We start from the raw sequence: 18,888 nt of genomic DNA, 5'->3' as shown, positions 1-18,888 counted from the left end.
CATCGGCACTCACCTCGATCTTCTCGATGAATCTCCACAGACGGCGACCTCGACACATGCGTCGTCGCTTCGCGACGACTTCAGCCAGGCGTTCTCGGGCACATACGGCCCACGGTGGACGCGGTGTCGCGGAGCGGCGCGGTGTCGCGGAGCGGCGCGCACCCCGGCCGCGGGCTCCTCGGGACGCCTGATCTCCGCGCTCCGGATCCGGTCCCCGGTCAGCGTGAGCTCGACCTCGTATCCGGTCGCGTGCCGGGCGATCACCACCGTCGTCCCCGGCTCCGCGCCCCCCGCACGCGACGGCCCGAGGACGGCCTCACCCGGGCTCACCTGGTACGCCGCGTAGAGGGCGTCCGCCCAGTGCCGGTCCGAGGGGAGGGCGTGGAGGCCCTCGATGACCCCGGTTCGAACGCGGCACGGATCTTCGCGGTCAGCAGTGCGCGGGCCCGGGCATCGCGCGGTTTCCAGCCGGGCGCGTCGTGGCGAGGGTCGCCCTCCCGCAGGTCCTTCCAGGTACGTGGCAGGACGGGACCGCGTCAACGCGGCGGTCGGCTCCACCGAGCCGCCGGGCAGCCTCCATGGGGACCGGGGGACCGTCTCCGCCAGGCGGATCATCCGGCCGGCGTCCGGCGGCACGCCCAGGAGCGCAGGCAGCTCCATGCGTATCCGCTCGCGGTCCGGCTCCTCCGTGACCTGGATGCCGCGCGGCCCGGACGCTGCGCGGTCGACGTCGACCGACAGCCGCACCAGCGGAGCATGGTCGGGCCGCGCGAGACGGCCGTACATGCTCGCGGCCTCCCGGACCGCGTCCCCGTTTCGCCGACCGCCGCCCCGACATCGCCTGACGCGTGCCGCCGGCCATCGCGTCGGCGTAACGTCCCAGCCGCGATGCCCAGAACAGGTCGCTTCGCCGTCGACACGGCGCCGTCCCCACCGCTGCCGGGAGGCTGCCATCGCGGGATCAACGCGGTGACGAGGCGGAGGAGCGCTTGAACCCCGTCATCGGGCACGTCCGCGGCATGTGCCGTCACCCGGTCGGCCGCCTGGCTCAGGACCGCCGCGGTGAGCGCGACGCCCGGGGGTCGGCCCGCATTCCCGGATCTCCCGTTCGCCTCGGCGGGTCCGCTGTCCGGCGCGGGTATGCCGAACCACTGAACCGCATCGCGAGGAGTCGGCGGGGCGGCGGGCCTCTCGATCAGCAGCCCGACCCCCTTGGGCACCACGAGCCCCTGCGGCGTCTCGTCCGCAGTGGGCGGCAGCGGAACCACCGGCCCGTCCGCGCCGCGCATCGCGTGGAGATGTGACTCCAGCGCGGCGGACGTACCGGGCCGGGTGTCGTTCAGGTACAGCCGAACGTCGGACAGGTCCGACCGGCGCAGGTCGAATCGGCTGACCTCGGCCGTTGACGCCGGTCGTTCGGCGTCACGGGGATCCTCGAGGGCGAGGACCTGCACGCAGGACGAATCCGCCGCCGTCGCGCTCAGGCTCGATGTGCGCCAGGCAGGAGCATCGGACACGGTTCTCCTACCGGATTCTCTCGCTGACGGCCGCCACCTCTACGCAGTGCTCTTGGCTGAACGAGGACTTGTTCCAGGACATCTGCGCGTCCTCCAAGATCGGTTGGGGGGCCCGGCCGGACCTCTCGCCGACAGGGGCCTCGGCCGGAGCGTGGATCGGGAGGTCGCCGATGATCCTGCCGAGTTGTTCGAGATGGGGGCGGCGAAGGTCCGCCTGTCGCCGTCCGTCGGCGGAGCGGATGTCCAGGCCCAGCCGGTGGCCGACGAGGTGAGCGTAGATTCCCATGGGCTGGCCGATCACCCACGTTCGTGGGGTCATCGTGGCGGCATGGGTTACGACGTCGACCGTGAGATGCGGGTCATCCGCGCCCGCCGGAACGATGTTGACCGCTAGAAGGTCCCCATTGGGAAGACGATGTCGCGGCGAATTGAAGAAGCGGTGGACGCCCATATGCTGCCGCCGCCATACATCCTCGAGTTGCTCGGCACTAACATCTTCAGCGGGGCGTAGACGCAGTTTGATGGTGATCTCGGTGAGACGTTCACCGGCATGCTCGACCCGTCGCACGTCGAACCTGAGAGGATCGGCTTCGCTCGTGGTGAGGCCGGGCCGGGGGGCTTGGTATTGATGGCTCGGCGCCTCGGCGAGCAGGTTCTGCCGGTCAAGGCTGTTGCTGAACGAAACGGATCCAGATTCCCCACGATTGCTTTCCGGCGTTATCCATTCGATACCAGCCCACTGTCGGAGCATGTCGGGATCGATGACGGGGCGGGCGTCTGGAGCTTCCCGCAGCGCGGCGCCCGAGCGCCTCTCCGCAGCCGGGCCCTCGGGAGAGAATTTGTTCAGCCATGGAACAGGGCCGGTGTGACGCGCAGCGAATTCCTCGACGATGCCTTGATAAAGCTCCTCGAGGAACACCGAATTAGGGGGAGCGACGATAAAGTCATTACTGAACAAACCATAGTCATAGTACAGTTGCGCGGCTTGCGCCATACTGTCGAGACGATCACCGCGTTGAGCGTAATGAGCACGGGCCCGCTCCAACGAGGTCTGGTCACGAAGCATCGGCCCCATGAATGGCATGGAACCTCTTCCCACCGGCATACGCAGCGGTTCCGGGGGGAGCGTCACGACGCCAGGGCCGATGTCGGTATGGACGTAAACGCCGCCGAAACGGCGCAGGATGGCCAAGCGGGCCACATCAGACGCCATGGCATACCCTTGCCGCCCGCTCGCGAACCGATAGACGTCCCACTGGGCGCTGCCGTCGGACGCCGCTCGCTCACCATTACCGAACAGGTCGCGAACGATCACGCGTACGTCGACGGCGGCCGAGCGGAGCGTGTCGAGAAACTCCTTGTCCTTCTCACGGCTGTCCTGGTCGACCCACACCGTGAGGGTCCATCCGGACCGCTGCGCACGCTCGCGCCAAGCGGTGATGTTCTGCCGAGCATGATCACTCAGCCCGCTGGCGCCCAACCACACCATGTGCAGGACACGCGGGACCTCCACCCGGTCTCCCGCACCACCGCCCATCACCAACTCCGGCAGCGGCCGAGGCGACCGCGCGAACGGACCACGATGAGGATCCGGCCTGCGCGGCTCCACCTGGTCCCGCGCCGGTTCCTCGGCCCGTCCGGCCTCGTGACCGGTGCTGCCGTTCTCATGTTCTCGGGCGGTCTCGGCCGCCACCGGCGGCACCGCGTCGGCCAGGTCCCCCGGACGCGGCGAGGACAGCAGGACGTGCGCGAGACGCGCGGCGATGCTCTCTCCCCCGTCGAGGATCGCCACCGCGACCAGGGACCGGATCCGCTCAAGGTCCGGGACGGGCCGGGCCGACCCCCGCTCCGCGGACATCAGAACGCGGACCTCGTCCACGATCGTCCGCGCCCGGTCCATCACCTCCTCGTACTTGTCCTCCGGGAGCTTCCCGAGACGCACGTCGGCGGAGCGCGCGGCGGGATCGCCCGGCTTATGCGCCTGGACGCGGATCTCTCCCGCGCGCAGTCCCTCCGCCAGCGACCGGCCCGTGTCGGCCATCGCGTCGGTCGTGGAGTTCTGCGCGATACGAGCCGCCACGAGCGTGACCTGCTCCCCCGAAACCGCCACATCTCCGGCAGCCTGGGCGAGAACCCTCCGCGCCGCGTCGACGAACCGCCCCGCGTCCCATCGCGCCGCCAGGACCAGGTCGGCCCGGCGGACATCCGCCCGCGCTCGTTCGGCGATGTCGTCCAGCATCCGTGAGGGGGGCAACCGGTCCGGCGTCACCCCGTAGAGGCGCGCGCCGAGATCGAGCGCGCCGTCGTACCCGCGCCACACCAACTCCGCGCCCAGCAACTCTTCCGGATCGACGCCATCGGCCGTGAGCTCGGCGCCCTCCACATTCCTGAACGCCTCCGCCAGAGCGGCCCCGTCCAGCCGGACCCACCTGGCCTCCTCCGGGTCCGCCCTCTCCGCCAGCCGGAACGTCTGACGCGCGTTCTCCACCGTCTGCCGCCCGACCGGCCGTACGAGAGCCTGGCGCGCGCCGGTATCCGGCCTGCCGGGTACGCCCGTGGTCCCGGCCTCCGCGACGCTGCGGGGCGACACCTGGTGCCTGCCACCGCGCAGGTCGGCCGCCAGGCTCCGCCCCGCCTCGGCCCGCACATCGGTGAGGGAGTTCTGGGCGATCCGGGCCGCCACCACCGTGATCTGGTCCTCCGGGACCGTCACGCCTCCGGCGCGCCCGCCGCCGACCGGGGTGAGAAGCTCCCGCGCCGCGCCGCGGAAGTCATCCGCGTTCCGCCGCACCGCCAGGACCAGGTCGGCCCGCCCCACGTCCAAGGTCGCCCATTGCCGGATGCCGTCCAACGTCTCGGAGGAGGGCAACCGATCCGGTGCCACCCCGTAAAGGCGCGCGCCGAGATCGAGCGCGCCGTCGTACCCGCGCCACACCAACTCCGCGCCCAGCAGCTCACCCGGATCGACTCCGGCAACCGTGAGCCGCGCGCCCTCCGTCCGCCCGAACGCCTCCGCCAGAACGGTCCCGTCCGTACGAACCCGCCCGGCCTCCTCCGGATCCGCCCTCTCCGCCAACCGGAACGTCTCACGCGCGTTCTCCACCGTCTGCCGCCCGACCGGTTCCCCGGCGAACCGAGTCGGACCGCCCTCCCCCGCGGTGGACTCGGTTTTGAATCCGGCCGGCCGACTCGTGGGCCCGGTCCGTTCCGTCACGGAGCCGGTCGACTCCGTCACCGTCGCGGGGCCGTCGCCGTGCCGCGTGCCCAGGCCGCCGGTCGCCTGCCCGGTGTCGTCCGAGCCGGGCGTGCGGGCCTCGACGTCGTTCTCCGCCGACCCGTTCTCCGTACGGGTGACCGTGGTCGACCGCGTACGGCCGCCGGCGGCGCTGTCGGGCCTCCGCACCGCCGGGCCGCTCCGCTCGGCGACCCGCTCCAACGCGTCGGCTCGCGCCGCGCTGTCCGGACGCGCCGAGGACTCTCCGGCCGTACGGCCCTCGCCGGGGAACCGGCCCTCCTGTCCCGGCTGGTCCGAGTCCTGACGGCCGGAGGGCTCGGACTCGCCACGGCCGACCCCGCGGTTCTCCGTGAACGTCCTCGTACGGAGATGGGTCACCGTCGTCCGCGAACCGGCGGACCGCGGGCGGGTACCGCCGGGGCCTCCCCCGCCGTCGTCGCCGGGCCCGCCGTGACTCTGCGATCCGTTGGTCTCCTCGTCGGCGCGGATCAGCTTGATCTCACCGCTGTGCTGGTCGAAACGCAGGTCACGCGCGGAGATCTCCTGCCGCCCCGATGGACGGAGCGATCCGTCCTCGCCGAAGTGGAGTTTCGCGCCCTCCTCCATCCTCGTGGCGGAGAAGGCCGTACGCTCGACCGTGTAACGGTCGGCGGCGATCTTGACGATGTCCAGCTTCTCTCCGCCGACTTCGAGCCGGCGGAGGCTGCCGTCGGCGGCGACGCGGTAGTACCTCTGCTCCGTCGGCCCGGCGGTCCTCTCGTCGGCGGACAGGCGCGCGACCCTCTCGTACCGGCCGGTGCTCTGGTCACGGGCGAGGACGATCGTACGGTCCGAGCCGTAGCTCAGGTGGCCCGGCTCATCCCGGCCGGTCTGTTCGTTCCCCAGCCGGTTCGCCTTGGGCGCCTCCTTCAGCCCATCGGCCTTGGGCGCCTCTCCAAGACGGTTCGCCTTGGGCGCGGTCACCAGCCGCTCGACCGTCGGGGTCCCCAGTGGATTCGCCTCGACCCAGTGGCCCGGACCGCTGTCGTCAAGCGCGTGGTAGCTGGTCTGGCCTCTGCCGTCGTTCTGGATCCTGGCGGCCCCGTGTTCCGGCAACGCCCCCACGGGACGGCGCTCATAGGTCAGGAGGTCGACGTTGCCGTCGGAATCGCGCTGGAGGATCTGGTACGGGCCGCGCTCGGGCGTCTCGTACGGATGGTTTCCGGGGGCGGGGCCATCGTGCGTCGCCTTGGCCACCGTGACGACGTCCCAAGCCCCCTTGGCCTGGTCGAGAACGGCGATGTTCTCGCTCCCGTCGCCGGCCGGGACCTTCTCGCCACCGAGCCTGGTGGCCGTACGGGGGCCGAGCGGCCTGCTGCTGACAACGACCGCGTTCGGCTCCAGCCGTGTCTCGGTCACCACCCCGGTCCGCGGGTCGATCTCGGCGTAGCGAAGGCTCCCGGCCTGATCCTCGCCGTCATCCGCAGGACCGGACGCGGGCCTGTCGGCCGCTCGCCCGGCCGTGGGAGGGCCGCCCAGTCGCCGGCCGTCCCCCCACCGGTGAGGCAGGTCCACCTCGATCAGATCTGATTCCCCGCTCTTCAGGTCCGTACGGATCAGCTGGCGCCTCCCACCGCCCATTGACGGCCTGCCGGTCGGCGCTCCCGCTCTGTTCTGTGCGTCCGCGGACTCCGACCCGGCCGTCTCCGCCCGCCCGGAATCCCGATTCTTGAGAAGCTCCTCGTACTGCCGCGCGCGCGTCGCGGCGTCGGGACGATCCGAGGACTCACCGGCCTTCCTGCCTTCACCGGGGAAGGACCCCTTGCCGGTCTCCGTCTTCCCGGCGTCGTCCGTGAGCTTCCGGGTCGAGACCGGGTCATCCGCCTTACGCTCTTCCCCACCCCCGGCGCCCTTCTCGGCCCGGGCACGCGCCTCCGCCGCCTGCGCATGCCTCTCGGCCGCCTGTACCTGCGCCTCGTCCCGCCCCTTCACCGGGCTCCCGCGCCTCACGGCATCAGACACCGACGTCTTCTGCGCGTCTTCCCACCCGGCCCCGTCCGACGCCTTCCCCTCCTCCACACCACCGGCGTTCTTCTCCGCCCGGGCACGCGCCTCCGCCGCCTGCGCATGCCTCTCGGCCGCCTGTACCTGCGCCTCGTCGCGCCCCGTTGGCGACGGGCTCTTCCCCTGTTTGAGGGGTGCTGCGGACTCGCCGGAGCCTTCACGAGCCGTAGGAGCCGAGGCATCGCTTCGCGGTCCGGAGTCGCGGACGCCCGGAGACGTCCCGTCCTTCGGTCCTTCAGCCGATTCGCCGACCGACCGCACTTTTCCGGGGCCGTTCGGCGCACCGGCGTGATCGCCGCTGCCGGTGAGTACCTCGGTGTTCGGCTCGGGGCCGCCGTTCGCTCCGCCCGGCTCCGTCCTCTCACCGTCCGCGACGAGGCGTTCTCCCTCCGGGTTTCGGGGCTCTCGCGTCCCCGGCTGCCCTTGCCCGACCGGTGCTTCATCCCGCGACGCACCACGCCCGCCGGCCGGAGGCTCACCAAACGCGCGCTGGACACCGCCGGCCACCCCGGATGCCGGGACGTCGGCGGAGGGCGACTCGTGGCCTGCGGACGTCCGGTCGATCACCGGCTCTCGTGGGCCGGTCGCGACGCGTCCCGAGGCTCCCCGCGTCCCCACGCCGCTCTCGGGCCGCGGTGGTGCGTTGCCTCCGATACCCGAGTCCGGCCTGCCGTTCTGTTCTCCGGCGCTGATCTGGCCGGGCAGGTCGGTGCCGCCGTCCGGGACCGATTCGCGCCCGCCTCCGGGCGGCGGTGCCGCCCTCTCCACGGTGGACGGGCCGCCCAAGCCTTCCGGCTGCCGACTCTCCGACGCACCGCCGCGGTTCGGCGTCGGTACGTGTACCTCGGAACTCGGAGCGCCGGTCTGAGAATCACGCCCGAGGTCGGACGGGCCGTCCATCAGGTTCCTGGGTCCGGGGTTCGTCAGCCCGGTGTCCGGTGTGGCCTCGGATTCGGTGATCGGTCGAACATCGGAGACCGGAACCCTCTGGGGAGGAACCGAAAGTTCGTTCGGACCCCCCAGGTTCTTTCCACCGGGATCAGGGCGCGGGATGTCTTGACGGACGGGCGGTGGAATCTCTTGAGAACGGATGTTCGGCGATCCGATCTCAGTGGTTCCATTCCCGCTCTTCGCCCCATCACCGGCTCCAGGCAGGCGCAACAGGCCACCGACGAGGGCTCCCCCACCGACGATCTCGCCGGCCGAGACCCCATCGGGTTTCCAGGGCTCCCCCACCACACTCGCGTGGACGATCTCCTCGACCGAGAAGGTGAGTATCGTGTTGATCGTCGCGCCGGTGATGGAACCACTGACGAAGCTACTGACGGTGGCGCTGAAACGCGCGTTCACTCCCAGCAGCCGAAGCGCAGGAGTAAGCGTGGCGTCAATGACTTTGGCGACAAGCCGGTCGAGAGCCACTATGGCCTCCCCCAACCAGCCGATATATCCAAGGGCAAAGGGAGCGAAAGCCCCGATCACGCCCACGATGATTTCAGCAATGGCCTCCAGCTGGACCTTTTTTATCTGTTTCTTGACCGCGTCGGCATAGGCATTGATCTGCCCGCCCATCTCATATGCCGCGTTTCGAGCGGCGAGGAGGACGCCCTCGACGGTGCCCCCAGGGGACGCGGAACCGGGAGGCGGGGGCGCGGAGATGAACGGCGAGCCGCCGTCCCACAGATTCAGCATGGCCGAACCCGCAGGGCCGTTCCAGTTCATCGAGTTGACCGCATCGGTCAGCGCATGAATGTGCTCCGTGAGGCGGTCACCGAACTCGATCCAACTGTTACCCAATGTATAAATGGGATCGAGCTCGACGCCAAAGACGTTGCTGTTGGTACTCGTGTCCCCATTATTACTCATTGGGCCTCATCTTTATTCCGTACGTCCTACCGCATGCTCACCACTGCTCAGTGACCGCGGTCTTCGTGGCGTCCGTGATGCTGGGCGGAGGCGTATCCGAATCACCGTCCGAACCAGTCGCGGACAAGGCGCCGAGAAACTGCCCAAAAGAATCAACGATCGCACGCTCTGTCGCGCTAAAGAGCCCAGCGACCCCCTGCACCCCTCCGGCCATCGCAGGAAGAATACCCTTCTCCGGATCTTTCTCAGTCCCGAAAAGTTCCGTCATGACGGCCGCCCATCTATCGTTGAAATCCTTAACCTCCTTTTTCGTGTCACCGGCCCAGCCCACCTCAACCCGCTTGAATGAATCCACAATCCGCATAATCGAATGCGCAGCCTCGTCGGCCAGATTCAGAATCTGCCTGCCGTGCTCGGCGATCATGTCAGGGGCCACACTGAATTCGGCGACCTGATCATAGTTGACGCTTGGCTCGGACATTGCCGGATGGACCTCGTTTCGAAACCTGCTCAACGGTTCGGATTCACGCCCGGCCGAATAACGCGACGGGCGGCGTCGAGCGCCGCATGCGGATCTTTCGGCCCGTTGTGGCCGGAACCACCATCACCATTAGAGCGACCTCCGCCGTGCCCCGAGTGGGGATCACGCGCGGTTAGATTCTGGCGGTTATGCTCTTCTGCGGAGTGATAGTTCTCGTAGGCCTTCCGCAGCCGCCTGATCGCATCCTCCAGTAGGTTGTTGAGGTCTTTCGACGCACTGGAGAACCACGTGTGATATTCATTGAAGGTGTCCGCGGCCGGCGTACGCCACGAGTCCTGAACGGCCAGAAACTCGGACTCGACCTTACTCATGATGTCCTCGAGCACTCCATGCTCGTGAGTGACGACGCCGATCGTCTCCTCCAGCTCATGCAGGATCACACCCCAGCTCGGGGCCGCCTCAGCCACGAATGCCCTCCGATCTCAAGGCTGTCGGACCGGCGGCGGGGGAAACCGCGCGTTCCGGTCGGCCTCGCCGTAGCTCTGACCCGACTTGTCCACCAGCGCGATGAACTGTCCGACGAGCTCGACCGCGTTGGCGATCAGCTCAAGTGCTCTCTCTTGGGCCGGATCGACCACGGCAGCGAAATCCTGCGCCGACTCCTGAATCGGACTCGGCCCACTGCCTCCATCACTCGTAGAGACACCGCCGCCCGCAGGGTTGACGTTGGGCGTCGCGTAAACTATCGCATGCTGCCCGTAAATCTCATTGTCTATACTTTGCCGGACCATACCCTTTAGGTGCTCATAATCAGGGACAATGGCCTGGATCGTACCGATCATGCTGGCCATTCCATTCCTGAGCGAGCCCAGATCCACATGGAAGGGCGGGCACTCCGGAATGTATTTTGGCTGATCTGAATCTTGATCGTCGCCTGAGGACACGTCTTCGTTGAACGACGGAGGACCGGGCTGCCCGTTCCATGGCGCCGGCACCGCAACCTCTGGGACGAGGGACCACAGATCCTTGCCCTTGTCCGGGTCCGGCGGCGAAGAGTCCGAAGAATCATCCGGCTTGAAGGGCGGCCCATACTTCGGCTGCTCTGGATTCACACCCATCCTCAGCTTCCCCTCTCCGGCACCGATGCCCAGCCCAGGCGACAGGATGCCACTGCGCACGCCATGAACAGACCTCGCTCACTCACTACGACCAGTGTGGTCTGGCCACTCAGCCCCAACCACCTCTAACATCCCTTCAATCATTCGAAGTATCGATGGCTCCCATTGAAAAGCCGAACCATTCGAGAAACGTTCTCTCATCATTCGAAAGTTGATGCCTCGCTCATCGCGTTAGCGAGATGCCTTAGCTTAGGCTTTCGGGGGATGATCAACCCGGAGAAGGTTTATTCCACGATGGACGGCCCGCGCACCACGCGCTCGCGGCATGCCGGGGTCAGGGAGACGCTCATCCGATGAGCAAGGTCGCCTTGCACCGCCCGGCACGGACCATGCCACCGGCGGTCCCCGAAGAAATGGTCACCCTGGCGACACCGCCACAGACGCCCCAGAGCAATACGGCGTCGAGCTGGCTGTACATTCTGCTGCCATTGCTGAGCAGCATCAGCATGGCGGCCTACATGATCACCTATGGAAAGCCATGGCTGATCGCTCTGGGCATCGCCTTCGTGGTGCTGTCGGTCGGCGTCACGGCCGCCGTCCGCTGGCAGATCCGCAGCACGAGCCGCCGGGCCCGCGACCGCATGCGTTCCCGTTTCGGCGAGCATCTCGCCGACATCCGGCGGCAGGCCCGCGTCGTGGCGGGGACGCAGCGGCTGGCGAACGCGTTCGCCCATCCGAGCCCGGAGCGGCTGCTGGCGATCGCGGCCGGTCGCCGCCGGGTGTGGGAACGGCGGACGACGGACGGGGACTTCCTGAAGCTGAGGCTCGGCACCGGCCGTGCGCCGCACCCCCTGACGATCAGGGAGAGCGGGCGTTCAGACCCGATGGCCGAGTTCGACAAGCATTCCGAGCGCGCCGCGCGGGAAACGGTCACGTCGCACAAGACGGTGTCCGGCCAGCCGGCCTGGGTGGACCTCGGCCGGTGCGGTGTGGTGAGCCTGCTCGGCCCGGCCGAGGCGACGCGGGCGACGGCACGCGCGCTGCTCACCCAGCTCGCGGTGCTGCACGCGCCCGACGACGTGACGGTGGCCGTCTGCGCGAACGGCGCCGCGGGCTGGGAGTGGGCCAAATGGCTACCGCATACGCACGACCGGGACGCCCACGGGGCCGAGGCGGGTGTGGTCCCGCTCGTGGCGGAGGACCTCGACGGACTCGCCGACTACCTGGACGACGTGCTGACCCAGGCCGAACGGCAGCGCGCCGAACGCATGTCCCGGCTGACCGCCCTGCGCGGCGACTCGCCGGGCCACCGTCTGATCGTCGTCCTCGACGAGTACCGGCCGGACGCGGACTGGGCGCGTACGCCGCTGGTCGCCCGTCTCCTGTCGGGCTCCGCGCCGGACACCGGCGTGGCGGTCGTCTGCCTGGTCGGAAGGGAGAAGGACGAGCCCGAACGCGTCGACGTGCGCGCCCAGGTCGACGGTCGAGGAGGACTCGTCCTGACCAGCCGCGACCCCACGCTGCACAGCGTCGTCGAGGAGGCCGTGGCCGACCGCGTCGAACCGCCGCTGAGCGAGCAGATCGCCCGGTGCCTCGCCCCCCTCCGGCTGTCGGGCGAGCGTGAGCAGGTGCTGTCGCGCACGATCTCTCTCCCCGACATGCTCGGCGTCCCCGACCTGGCGACGTACGATCCGCGGACCCGGTGGCGCGCCCCCGAGGACGAGGCGCTGCTGCGGGTCCCGATCGGGGTCACCGGCGGCGGGGAGCAACTGACACTGGACCTGAAGGAGCCCGCTCAGGGCGGCTTCGGACCCCACGGCCTGGTCGTGGGCGCGACCGGGTCGGGCAAGAGCGAACTGCTGCGCACGCTGGTGACCGGGCTGACGATGCGGCACTCGCCGGAGTTGCTCAGCTTCGTCCTCGTCGACTTCAAGGGCGGCGCGACGTTCGCCGGCGTCACCGAGCTTCCCCACGTCGCCGGCCTCATCACCAACCTCGCGGACGACCTGGCGCTGGTCGACCGGATGCGCGCCGCGCTGCTCGGGGAGCAGCAACGCCGCCAGCGGCTCCTGCGCGACGCGGGGAACGTGGACTCGCTGCGCGACTACCAGGCCCGGCAGGCGGCGGGTGGCGCGGACGTCCACGGCCGCCCGCTGGAGCCGCTGCCCTACCTGCTCGTCGTCGTGGACGAGTTCGGTGAGCTGCTGTCCCAACGCCCCGACTTCATCGATTTGTTCGTGCAGATCGGACGCGTCGGACGCTCCCTGGGCATGCACCTGCTGCTCGCCACCCAGCGGCTCGAAGAGGGACGGCTACGCGGCCTGGAGTCGCACCTGTCGTACCGGATCTGCCTGCGCACCTTCAGCGCCGCCGAGAGCCGCGCGGTGATCGGCACCCCGGACGCCTACAAGCTGCCGTCCATCCCCGGCTCCGCCTACCTCAAGGTCGACGAGACGGTGTACGAGCGGTTCCGCGTGGCCCACGCGTCCGCGCCGTACCGCAAGCCGACGCAGGAGCAGGAGGCCGCGCCGCGGCTCTCGCCGGTGCCGTTCACCTTCCGCAGCCCCCACCAGGGGCGGGAGGAATCGCCGGACGCCCCCGCACCGGTGTCACCCCGTGCGGCGGCCGGAGAGCGGACCGAGATGCAGGTCGCGGTCGGGCGGATCCGCCAGTACGGCTCACCGGCCCACCAGGTCTGGCTGCCGGTGCTACCCGAGCACATCACGCTCGACTCCGTGATCGGCCCGGTCGACGTCGCGGATCACGCCCGGGGCCTGCAGGCGATGGGGTGGCCGCTGGGGCGGCTGAGCTTCCCGCTCGGCGTCGTCGACCTGCCGATCCAGCAGACGCAGTACCCCCTGGTGATCGAGATGGCCGGGCCGCACGGCCACCTGGCGCTGGTCGGCGCGCCGCAGACCGGCAAGAGCACCCTGCTGCGCACCGCGCTCATCTCCGCGATGCTCACGCACACGCCGGAGGAGCTCCAGTTCTACTGCGTCGACCACGGCGGCGGCGGACTCCAGAGCCTCCAGGACGCACCCCACGTCCGCGGGGTCGCCGGCCGCCACGACGAGGAGCGCACCCGGCGCGCGCTCTCGGAGGTGTACCAGCTCGTCGGCGTACGAGAGCGGCTCTTCGAAGAGCTCGGCGTGCCCACGATGAACGACTTCCGCCGGCTGCGCGACGAGGGCCGGCTCCCGGCGGGAACCGACGCCGCCGACGTCGTGCTGGTCATCGACAACTGGGGCGCCGTGCGGACCGTGGACGACGGATTCGACGCGCTCGTCGCCGACGTCGCGGCGCGCGGCCTCGGCGTCGGTGTGCACCTGGTCGTGACCGCGAACCGGTGGCCGGAGATCCGTACCGGACTGCGCGACAGCGTCCGGGGCCGGATCGAGCTGCGGCTCAACGAACCCGCCGAGTCGGAGGTGAATCGGCAGGTCGCCCGGCTGATGCAGACCGTTCCGGCCGGCCGTGGCATCACGGCGCCGGGACTCGTCTACCACGCGGCGCTGCCCCGGATGGACGGTGTCGAGAACGCCGACGACCTCCGCAAGGCGGAAGAGGTGGTGGTCGCGGAGATCGCGGCCTGCTGGCCCGGCGAACGCGCGCCCCGCCTGCGGATCCTGCCCAAGGAGGTCACCCTCGCCGACCTGCGCGCCGCCGCCAGGGCGACGGGGAGTGTGGCCGAGCCCGAGCGTGAGGGCGGCCCGGCCGAGGTGCCGATCGGGCTGAACGAGACGGATCTGTCGCCCGTGGGACTGGACCTGTCCGGAGACGAGCCGCACTTCCTCGTGTTCGGCGACCCCGGTTCGGGCAAGACGTCGTTCCTGCGCGCCTGGATGCGCGGCCTGGCCGAACGGCGGTCGGCGTACGAGTCGCGGTTCATCGTCATGGACTACCGGCGCGGTCTGCTCGGCGTCGTACCCGATCCGTACGTCGGCGCGCACGCCGGCGACGCCGCCTACGCCTCCGCTTACGTCGAACAAGTGATCGGCAAGCTCCAGGAACGCCTCCCGCCCCCGGGCATCTCCTCCCGCGACCTGCGGGAACGCAACTGGTGGACCGGTCCGGACCTCTACCTCGTCGTCGACGACTACGACCTGGTCGCCGGCACCGCGTCGCGCGGACCGCTGGCGCCGCTGGCCGAATACCTCACCCAGGCACGCGAGCTGGGCTTCCACCTGGTGCTGGCCCGGCGCGTGGGCGGCAGTGCGCGTGCGCTGATGTCCGACCCGGTGCTGAGCAGGCTGACCGAGCTCGGCTCGCCGGGCCTGGTGCTGTCCGGCGAGCCACGGGAGGGCGTGCTGATCGGCGACCAGCGGGCCGCGCGACGGCCACCCGGGCGTGGCGCGCTCGTGCGGCGCGGGGCACCGGTACGGCTCATCCAGACCGTGCTGGACGAGGACCGATGACCGACCGAGGAATCACGAGAGGAAGGTGGACGTCATGGCCACGAACGGCCCCAGTGCGAGTGCGGGTGGTGTGACCTACCAGGTCACACCGGAGTATCTGTCGAACGCCGCGAGCAGTACCGACAGCACGGCGAGTGAGATCGACGCGGTCCTTGCCCAGATCCGTGCGTACGTCGTCAATCTGGAGGCGTCCTGGCAGGGCGTCGCGTACAACACCTTCCAGACCCTGATGGCCGAGTACGACACCTACGCGCGGATGCTGCACGAAAGCCTGGTCGACATCGCCTCCGGCCTACGCGGCAACTACGTGAACTACACCGAGTCCGAGCAGGCCAACGTCACCAACCTGAGGTCGCTCGACGCCGATCTCCCGGCGGGGAGCCGCACCCTCCCCTCGGCGAACCTGTCCTGAACCGAAGCACCCACATCAGCCCGTACGAGGAGCTCTTCAATGCCTGACATCGACGGCACCCCCATCTACGTCGGCGCCGAGCTACAGGGCGCGGGGGCCTGGCTGAACACCCAGGCCGCGACCTGCGCCGACGACCTGGCGCGGCTGAAGTCCCAGCTCGCGCCCCTGGCGGAGGCGTGGACGCGGAGCCAGGCCGCCGACTACTACCAGGGCCTCCAGCAGGAGTGGAACATCGCCGCCGAGGGTCTGTTCGGCCCGGACGGCGTGCTCGGCAGGATCGCTCACGCGATGCACGTCAACTGGGGCAACTACTCCGAAGCCGAGTGGGCGAACATCCGGACCTGGCAGCGCTGACCCACGACCCTGATACGAGGAAACCGAAGTGGACGACGAACGCTGCCGGATCACGGTGGTCGGCAGGCTCCGGCGCGTCGACCTCGCCGTGCCGGCGCAGGCCCCGATCGCGGAGTACGTCTCGGTGCTGAGCCGGATGTGCGGGCAGGACACCGACGAGACGTTCCCGGCCGCATGGTCGCTCGCCCCGGCCGGTGCCCGGCCGTTCCCTCCGGACATGTCGCTGCTGGAGGCCCAGGTCGTGGACGGGGCGACGCTCTACCTGAGGGACGTCCTCGAAGGTGAGGCGGACGCGCCGGTCGTCACGGACATCGAGGAGATCGTCGAGGAGCTGGCCGACCGGTGGAGCCGGTGGAACAGCCGGCACTGGGCGATGACCATCGTCGGCGTCGGGGTCGCCGGGCTCCTCGCGGCGCTGGCCGTCCCGATCCTGCGAGGCTCGGACGACCCGCCGGCCGGACTGCTCGCCATCCTCGCCGGGTTCGGGCTCGCCCTCCTGGCCAGGCTCGCCACACGCCGTGACTGGCCGGTGCCGGTGCCGCTGCGGATCGCCGTGGCGCTGGCGGCGTGTCCCGCCTTCGCCCTGGCCGGAGGGGCGCTGCCGGTGGACGGAGGCGGCGCGAGGGCGGTCGCCGTCGCGGCCGGGGCCGTCGTGGGCGCCATCACCGCGTTGGTCGCGCTGCCACACGAGGGCACGCTGATCGTGACGGTGCTCGCGGCGGCGGCCCTTCCCCTGGCGATCGTGCTCGTGGCGGCCGGCGCCGACCTCGTCCAGGGCGCGAGTGTCGTGGGAGTCGCCGCGCTCCTGACCTCGAGTTCGGCGTCCGCCGTCTCCGGCCGCCTGGTCATGCTCGTACCCGCGCCTTCGGTTCCGGGCACCGCGCCCGACCCGGTCGCGGAGATCGCCGACTCGATGGGCCGGTCGCGCGGTGTGCTGATCGTCCTCGCCGTGGTCACCTCCCTGGTGTCGGCGGCCTGCCTGGTCGTGCTGGCGGGGGCGGACGACCCGTTCGCCGTCGCGCTGGCGCTGTGCCTCAGCCTGGCTCTGCCCGCCCAGGCCGGGCAGAGCGTCGTCCCGGTGGCGGTCATGGCGGGTGTCACGGCAGGCGCGGCCGGGCTCGTCGCACTCGCGATCGAGGCGCCCGCCCGCCTGCCCGGCGTGCCGGGAGTGGTACCCCTGCTGGTGACGTGCGGGCTTCTCGCGGTCCTCGTCGTGGGGGGCTTCGCCCTGGCGACACGGCCCCTTCGCCGGCTCAACGAGCGCCCGTCCTGGCTGGCCACGACCGGCCTGATGCTGTCCGTGCTGTCCGTGCCGCTGGCCGTGGGCGCGTTCGGCGTCTTCCAGCACCTGATCGACGTCGGCGGGCGGCTCTGACCGTGCGGCGCGCGGGGGACGGACCGCGGTGAGGCCTGGCTGGCAACGGGTGGCGCCCGGCGGCTGGGGTGCGCACCGGACGATCGGCGCGGCCGTCCAGGCGGCCGCCGACGGGACGACGGTGTCCGTCCAGCCCGGTGTCTACCAGGAGGCGGTCGTTCTGGACCGGGACGTGACACTCGTGGCGGCGAAGGGTCCGGGCACCGTACGGATCGCGCCGCCGCACCGGGCCGCGCTCTTCGTAGGCGAATGCGCGGCCGTCGTACGGGACATCACCATCGAGGCGCCGGCGGGCGAGGAGGTGGCCGTCCTGCTGCGGGGCGGCTCTCCCCTGCTGGAGGGCTGTGAGGTCATCGGCCGTGTCGAGGTCGGCGGCGACACGGCGGGCGTGCTGCGTGGCTGCGAAGTGCGCGACGCGACGTACGCGGGTGTCCACATCACCGGCACGAGCCGGATGGTCGTCGAGGAATGCTCTGTTCGCTCGGTGGAGGGTGACGGCCTACGCCTGGACGACGCCGCCCACGTGACCTGCGCGCGTACGACGGTGGATCGGGCCCGTGACTGTGGCCTGCGGCTGAGCGGCACCGACGGGGGCGCCTTCGCCGACTGCGAGGTGAGCCGGTCCGGCGCCGCCGCGGTGCTGGTCGAAGCCCCGGCGCGCCCGCTGCTGCGGGGATGCCGCCTGCGTGACGCGGGCGCGGAGGGCGTACGCGTCGAGGCCGTGGGCCCGTGGACGAACGCGGCGCGGGCGGGGCGAGGGAGCGACGTGGAGGGCAGCGCGGCCGGCCGGGACGAGGAACGGGTCCGGCTGGACGGTTGTGAGATCTCCGGCACCGCCGCCGAGGGGGTCCTGGTCCAGGGTGATTCCGGCCTGCTGCTGAAGGACTGTCACATTCGCGAGACGAAGGGGTCCGGCCTCCTGGCCGGTGGCTCCTGCCGGGTGGACCTGGACGACGTCCGTGTCGTCGACACGGACGGCACGGCGCTGGTCGTCATGGACGCGGCACGGGTGACGGCCCGCCGTACCGTGCTGAGCCGTGCCGGGTCCAACGGCGTGCACTGCGCCGGCGACGCCGTGCTGACCCTGGTCGGCTGCGAGGTGTCCAGGACGGCGTTCACCGCCGTGCACCTCGGCGGCACCGCGCGCGCCACTCTCCAGGACTGCCGCGTTCGTGAGACGCCGGAGCACGGGATCCGCGTCCACGAACGAGCCGACGTGGTGGCCGAGCGCGTCGAGATCGAGCAGGCGTGGATGGCGGGCGTCAGTGTGGAGGACGCCGACGCGGTGCTCCGCGAGTGCCGGGTCGGCGACGTGACCGACGGTGCGAAGATCACGACCCGGCACCGGCCGCTGCTCGACGGCTGTGAGTTCTCCGGGGTCTCCCGTACGGGCGTCGAGGTCGGCCCGGACACCGGCGTCTGGATCCGCGGTGGGAAGGTCGAGCGGACCGGCTCGGCCGGCGTCTTCCTCGACGAACGCAGCGAGGCGTGGATCGAGGACGTCGAGGTCATCGACGCCGGGGGAAGCGGCTTCGTGGTCTGGAAGGGCGCGCGCCCGCGGGTGCGCAAGGCCGTCGTCGCCCGGCCGGGCAAGAACGGGCTGTACGTCGGCGACGGCGCGTCGGGGGTCTTCGAGGACTGCGACATCTCCGCCACCGGGTTCCCGGCGATCCACATCGGAGCGGAGGCGGCACCCGTACTGCGGCGCTGCCTGGTTCGCGACACCAAGGAGGACCTGTCTCTGGCCGACGGCGCGGCACCGGTCTTCGAGGACTGCCGCACCGATGAGGTGGGCAACGCCACCCTGCCCCGGACGACCGACGTCGAGAGGACGACCGCGCGCGCCCGCGCCGACGACCGGGCTCCGAAGGACGCGAAGGAGAGCCTGGATGAGCTGTTGGGGGAGCTGGACCGGCTGGTCGGGCTGGATCGGGTCAAGCAGGAGGTCGGCGCGCTGGCGAAGCTGATGCGGATGGTCAAGCGGCGTCAGGAGGTCGGGCTGTCTCCGCCGCCGTTGTCGCGGCATTTGGTGTTCGCGGGGAATCCGGGTACGGGCAAGACGACGGTGGCCCGGT

General features: G+C 70.4%; 10 protein-coding genes. 5 read left to right on the top strand and 5 right to left on the bottom strand.

From position 1 onward, the window contains the following. Positions 1 to 9: 9 nt before the first annotated feature. The 5 genes from ACFFNX_RS05910 to ACFFNX_RS05890 all read right to left on the bottom strand — a co-directional run bounded on the left by ACFFNX_RS05910 (position 10) and on the right by ACFFNX_RS05890 (position 10,317). Positions 10 to 786, bottom strand: a complete 777-nt coding sequence (locus ACFFNX_RS05910; RefSeq protein ID WP_378196371.1) for a hypothetical protein — start codon at positions 784 to 786, stop codon at positions 10 to 12. A 738-nt stretch (positions 787 to 1,524) separates the two neighbouring features. Further along, positions 1,525 to 8,658, bottom strand: coding sequence for a hypothetical protein (locus ACFFNX_RS05905; RefSeq protein ID WP_378196368.1), 7,134 nt, complete (start codon positions 8,656 to 8,658; stop codon positions 1,525 to 1,527). 37 nt (positions 8,659 to 8,695) lie between these two features. Next, the gene (locus ACFFNX_RS05900; RefSeq protein ID WP_378196365.1) at positions 8,696 to 9,139 is read right to left on the bottom strand and encodes a hypothetical protein; all 444 of its coding nucleotides are present in this window, start codon (positions 9,137 to 9,139) and stop codon (positions 8,696 to 8,698) included. A 29-nt stretch (positions 9,140 to 9,168) separates the two neighbouring features. After that, positions 9,169 to 9,606 carry a WXG100 family type VII secretion target gene (locus tag ACFFNX_RS05895; RefSeq protein WP_378196362.1) on the bottom strand — a complete coding sequence of 146 codons (438 nt, stop codon included), beginning with the start codon at positions 9,604 to 9,606 and terminating at the stop codon, positions 9,169 to 9,171. A gap of 15 nt (positions 9,607 to 9,621) precedes the next feature. After that, complete coding sequence (locus tag ACFFNX_RS05890; RefSeq protein ID WP_378196359.1) at positions 9,622 to 10,317, bottom strand: hypothetical protein; 696 nt, start codon at positions 10,315 to 10,317, stop codon at positions 9,622 to 9,624. Between the two features lie 293 nt (positions 10,318 to 10,610). Between ACFFNX_RS05890 and eccCa the strand changes: the two genes are divergently transcribed. The 5 genes from eccCa to ACFFNX_RS05865 form a co-directional block, all read left to right on the top strand. Further along, positions 10,611 to 14,672 (top strand): type VII secretion protein EccCa, encoded by a 4,062-nt coding sequence (gene eccCa, locus ACFFNX_RS05885; RefSeq protein WP_378196357.1) that lies wholly within the window; start codon positions 10,611 to 10,613, stop codon positions 14,670 to 14,672. Between the two features lie 34 nt (positions 14,673 to 14,706). Then, entirely contained in the window at positions 14,707 to 15,084 is a 378-nt protein-coding gene (locus ACFFNX_RS05880) for a WXG100 family type VII secretion target (protein WP_378196354.1), read from the top strand. A gap of 39 nt (positions 15,085 to 15,123) precedes the next feature. Next, positions 15,124 to 15,438, top strand: coding sequence for a WXG100 family type VII secretion target (locus ACFFNX_RS05875; protein WP_378196351.1), 315 nt, complete (start codon positions 15,124 to 15,126; stop codon positions 15,436 to 15,438). Positions 15,439 to 15,466: 28 nt separating this feature from the next. Continuing rightward, the gene (locus tag ACFFNX_RS05870) at positions 15,467 to 16,813 is read left to right on the top strand and encodes an EsaB/YukD family protein (protein ID WP_378196348.1); all 1,347 of its coding nucleotides are present in this window, start codon (positions 15,467 to 15,469) and stop codon (positions 16,811 to 16,813) included. 28 nt (positions 16,814 to 16,841) lie between these two features. Continuing rightward, on the top strand, positions 16,842 to 18,888 hold a 2,047-nt coding region (locus ACFFNX_RS05865), incomplete at its 3' end, for a right-handed parallel beta-helix repeat-containing protein (RefSeq protein ID WP_378196345.1).

The organism is Actinoallomurus acaciae, assembly GCF_042429965.1.
Classification (GTDB): domain Bacteria; phylum Actinomycetota; class Actinomycetes; order Streptosporangiales; family Streptosporangiaceae; genus Actinoallomurus; species Actinoallomurus acaciae.
Note: the sequence above shows the minus strand (reverse complement) of the source record. Positions and strands in the feature narration are given on the sequence as shown.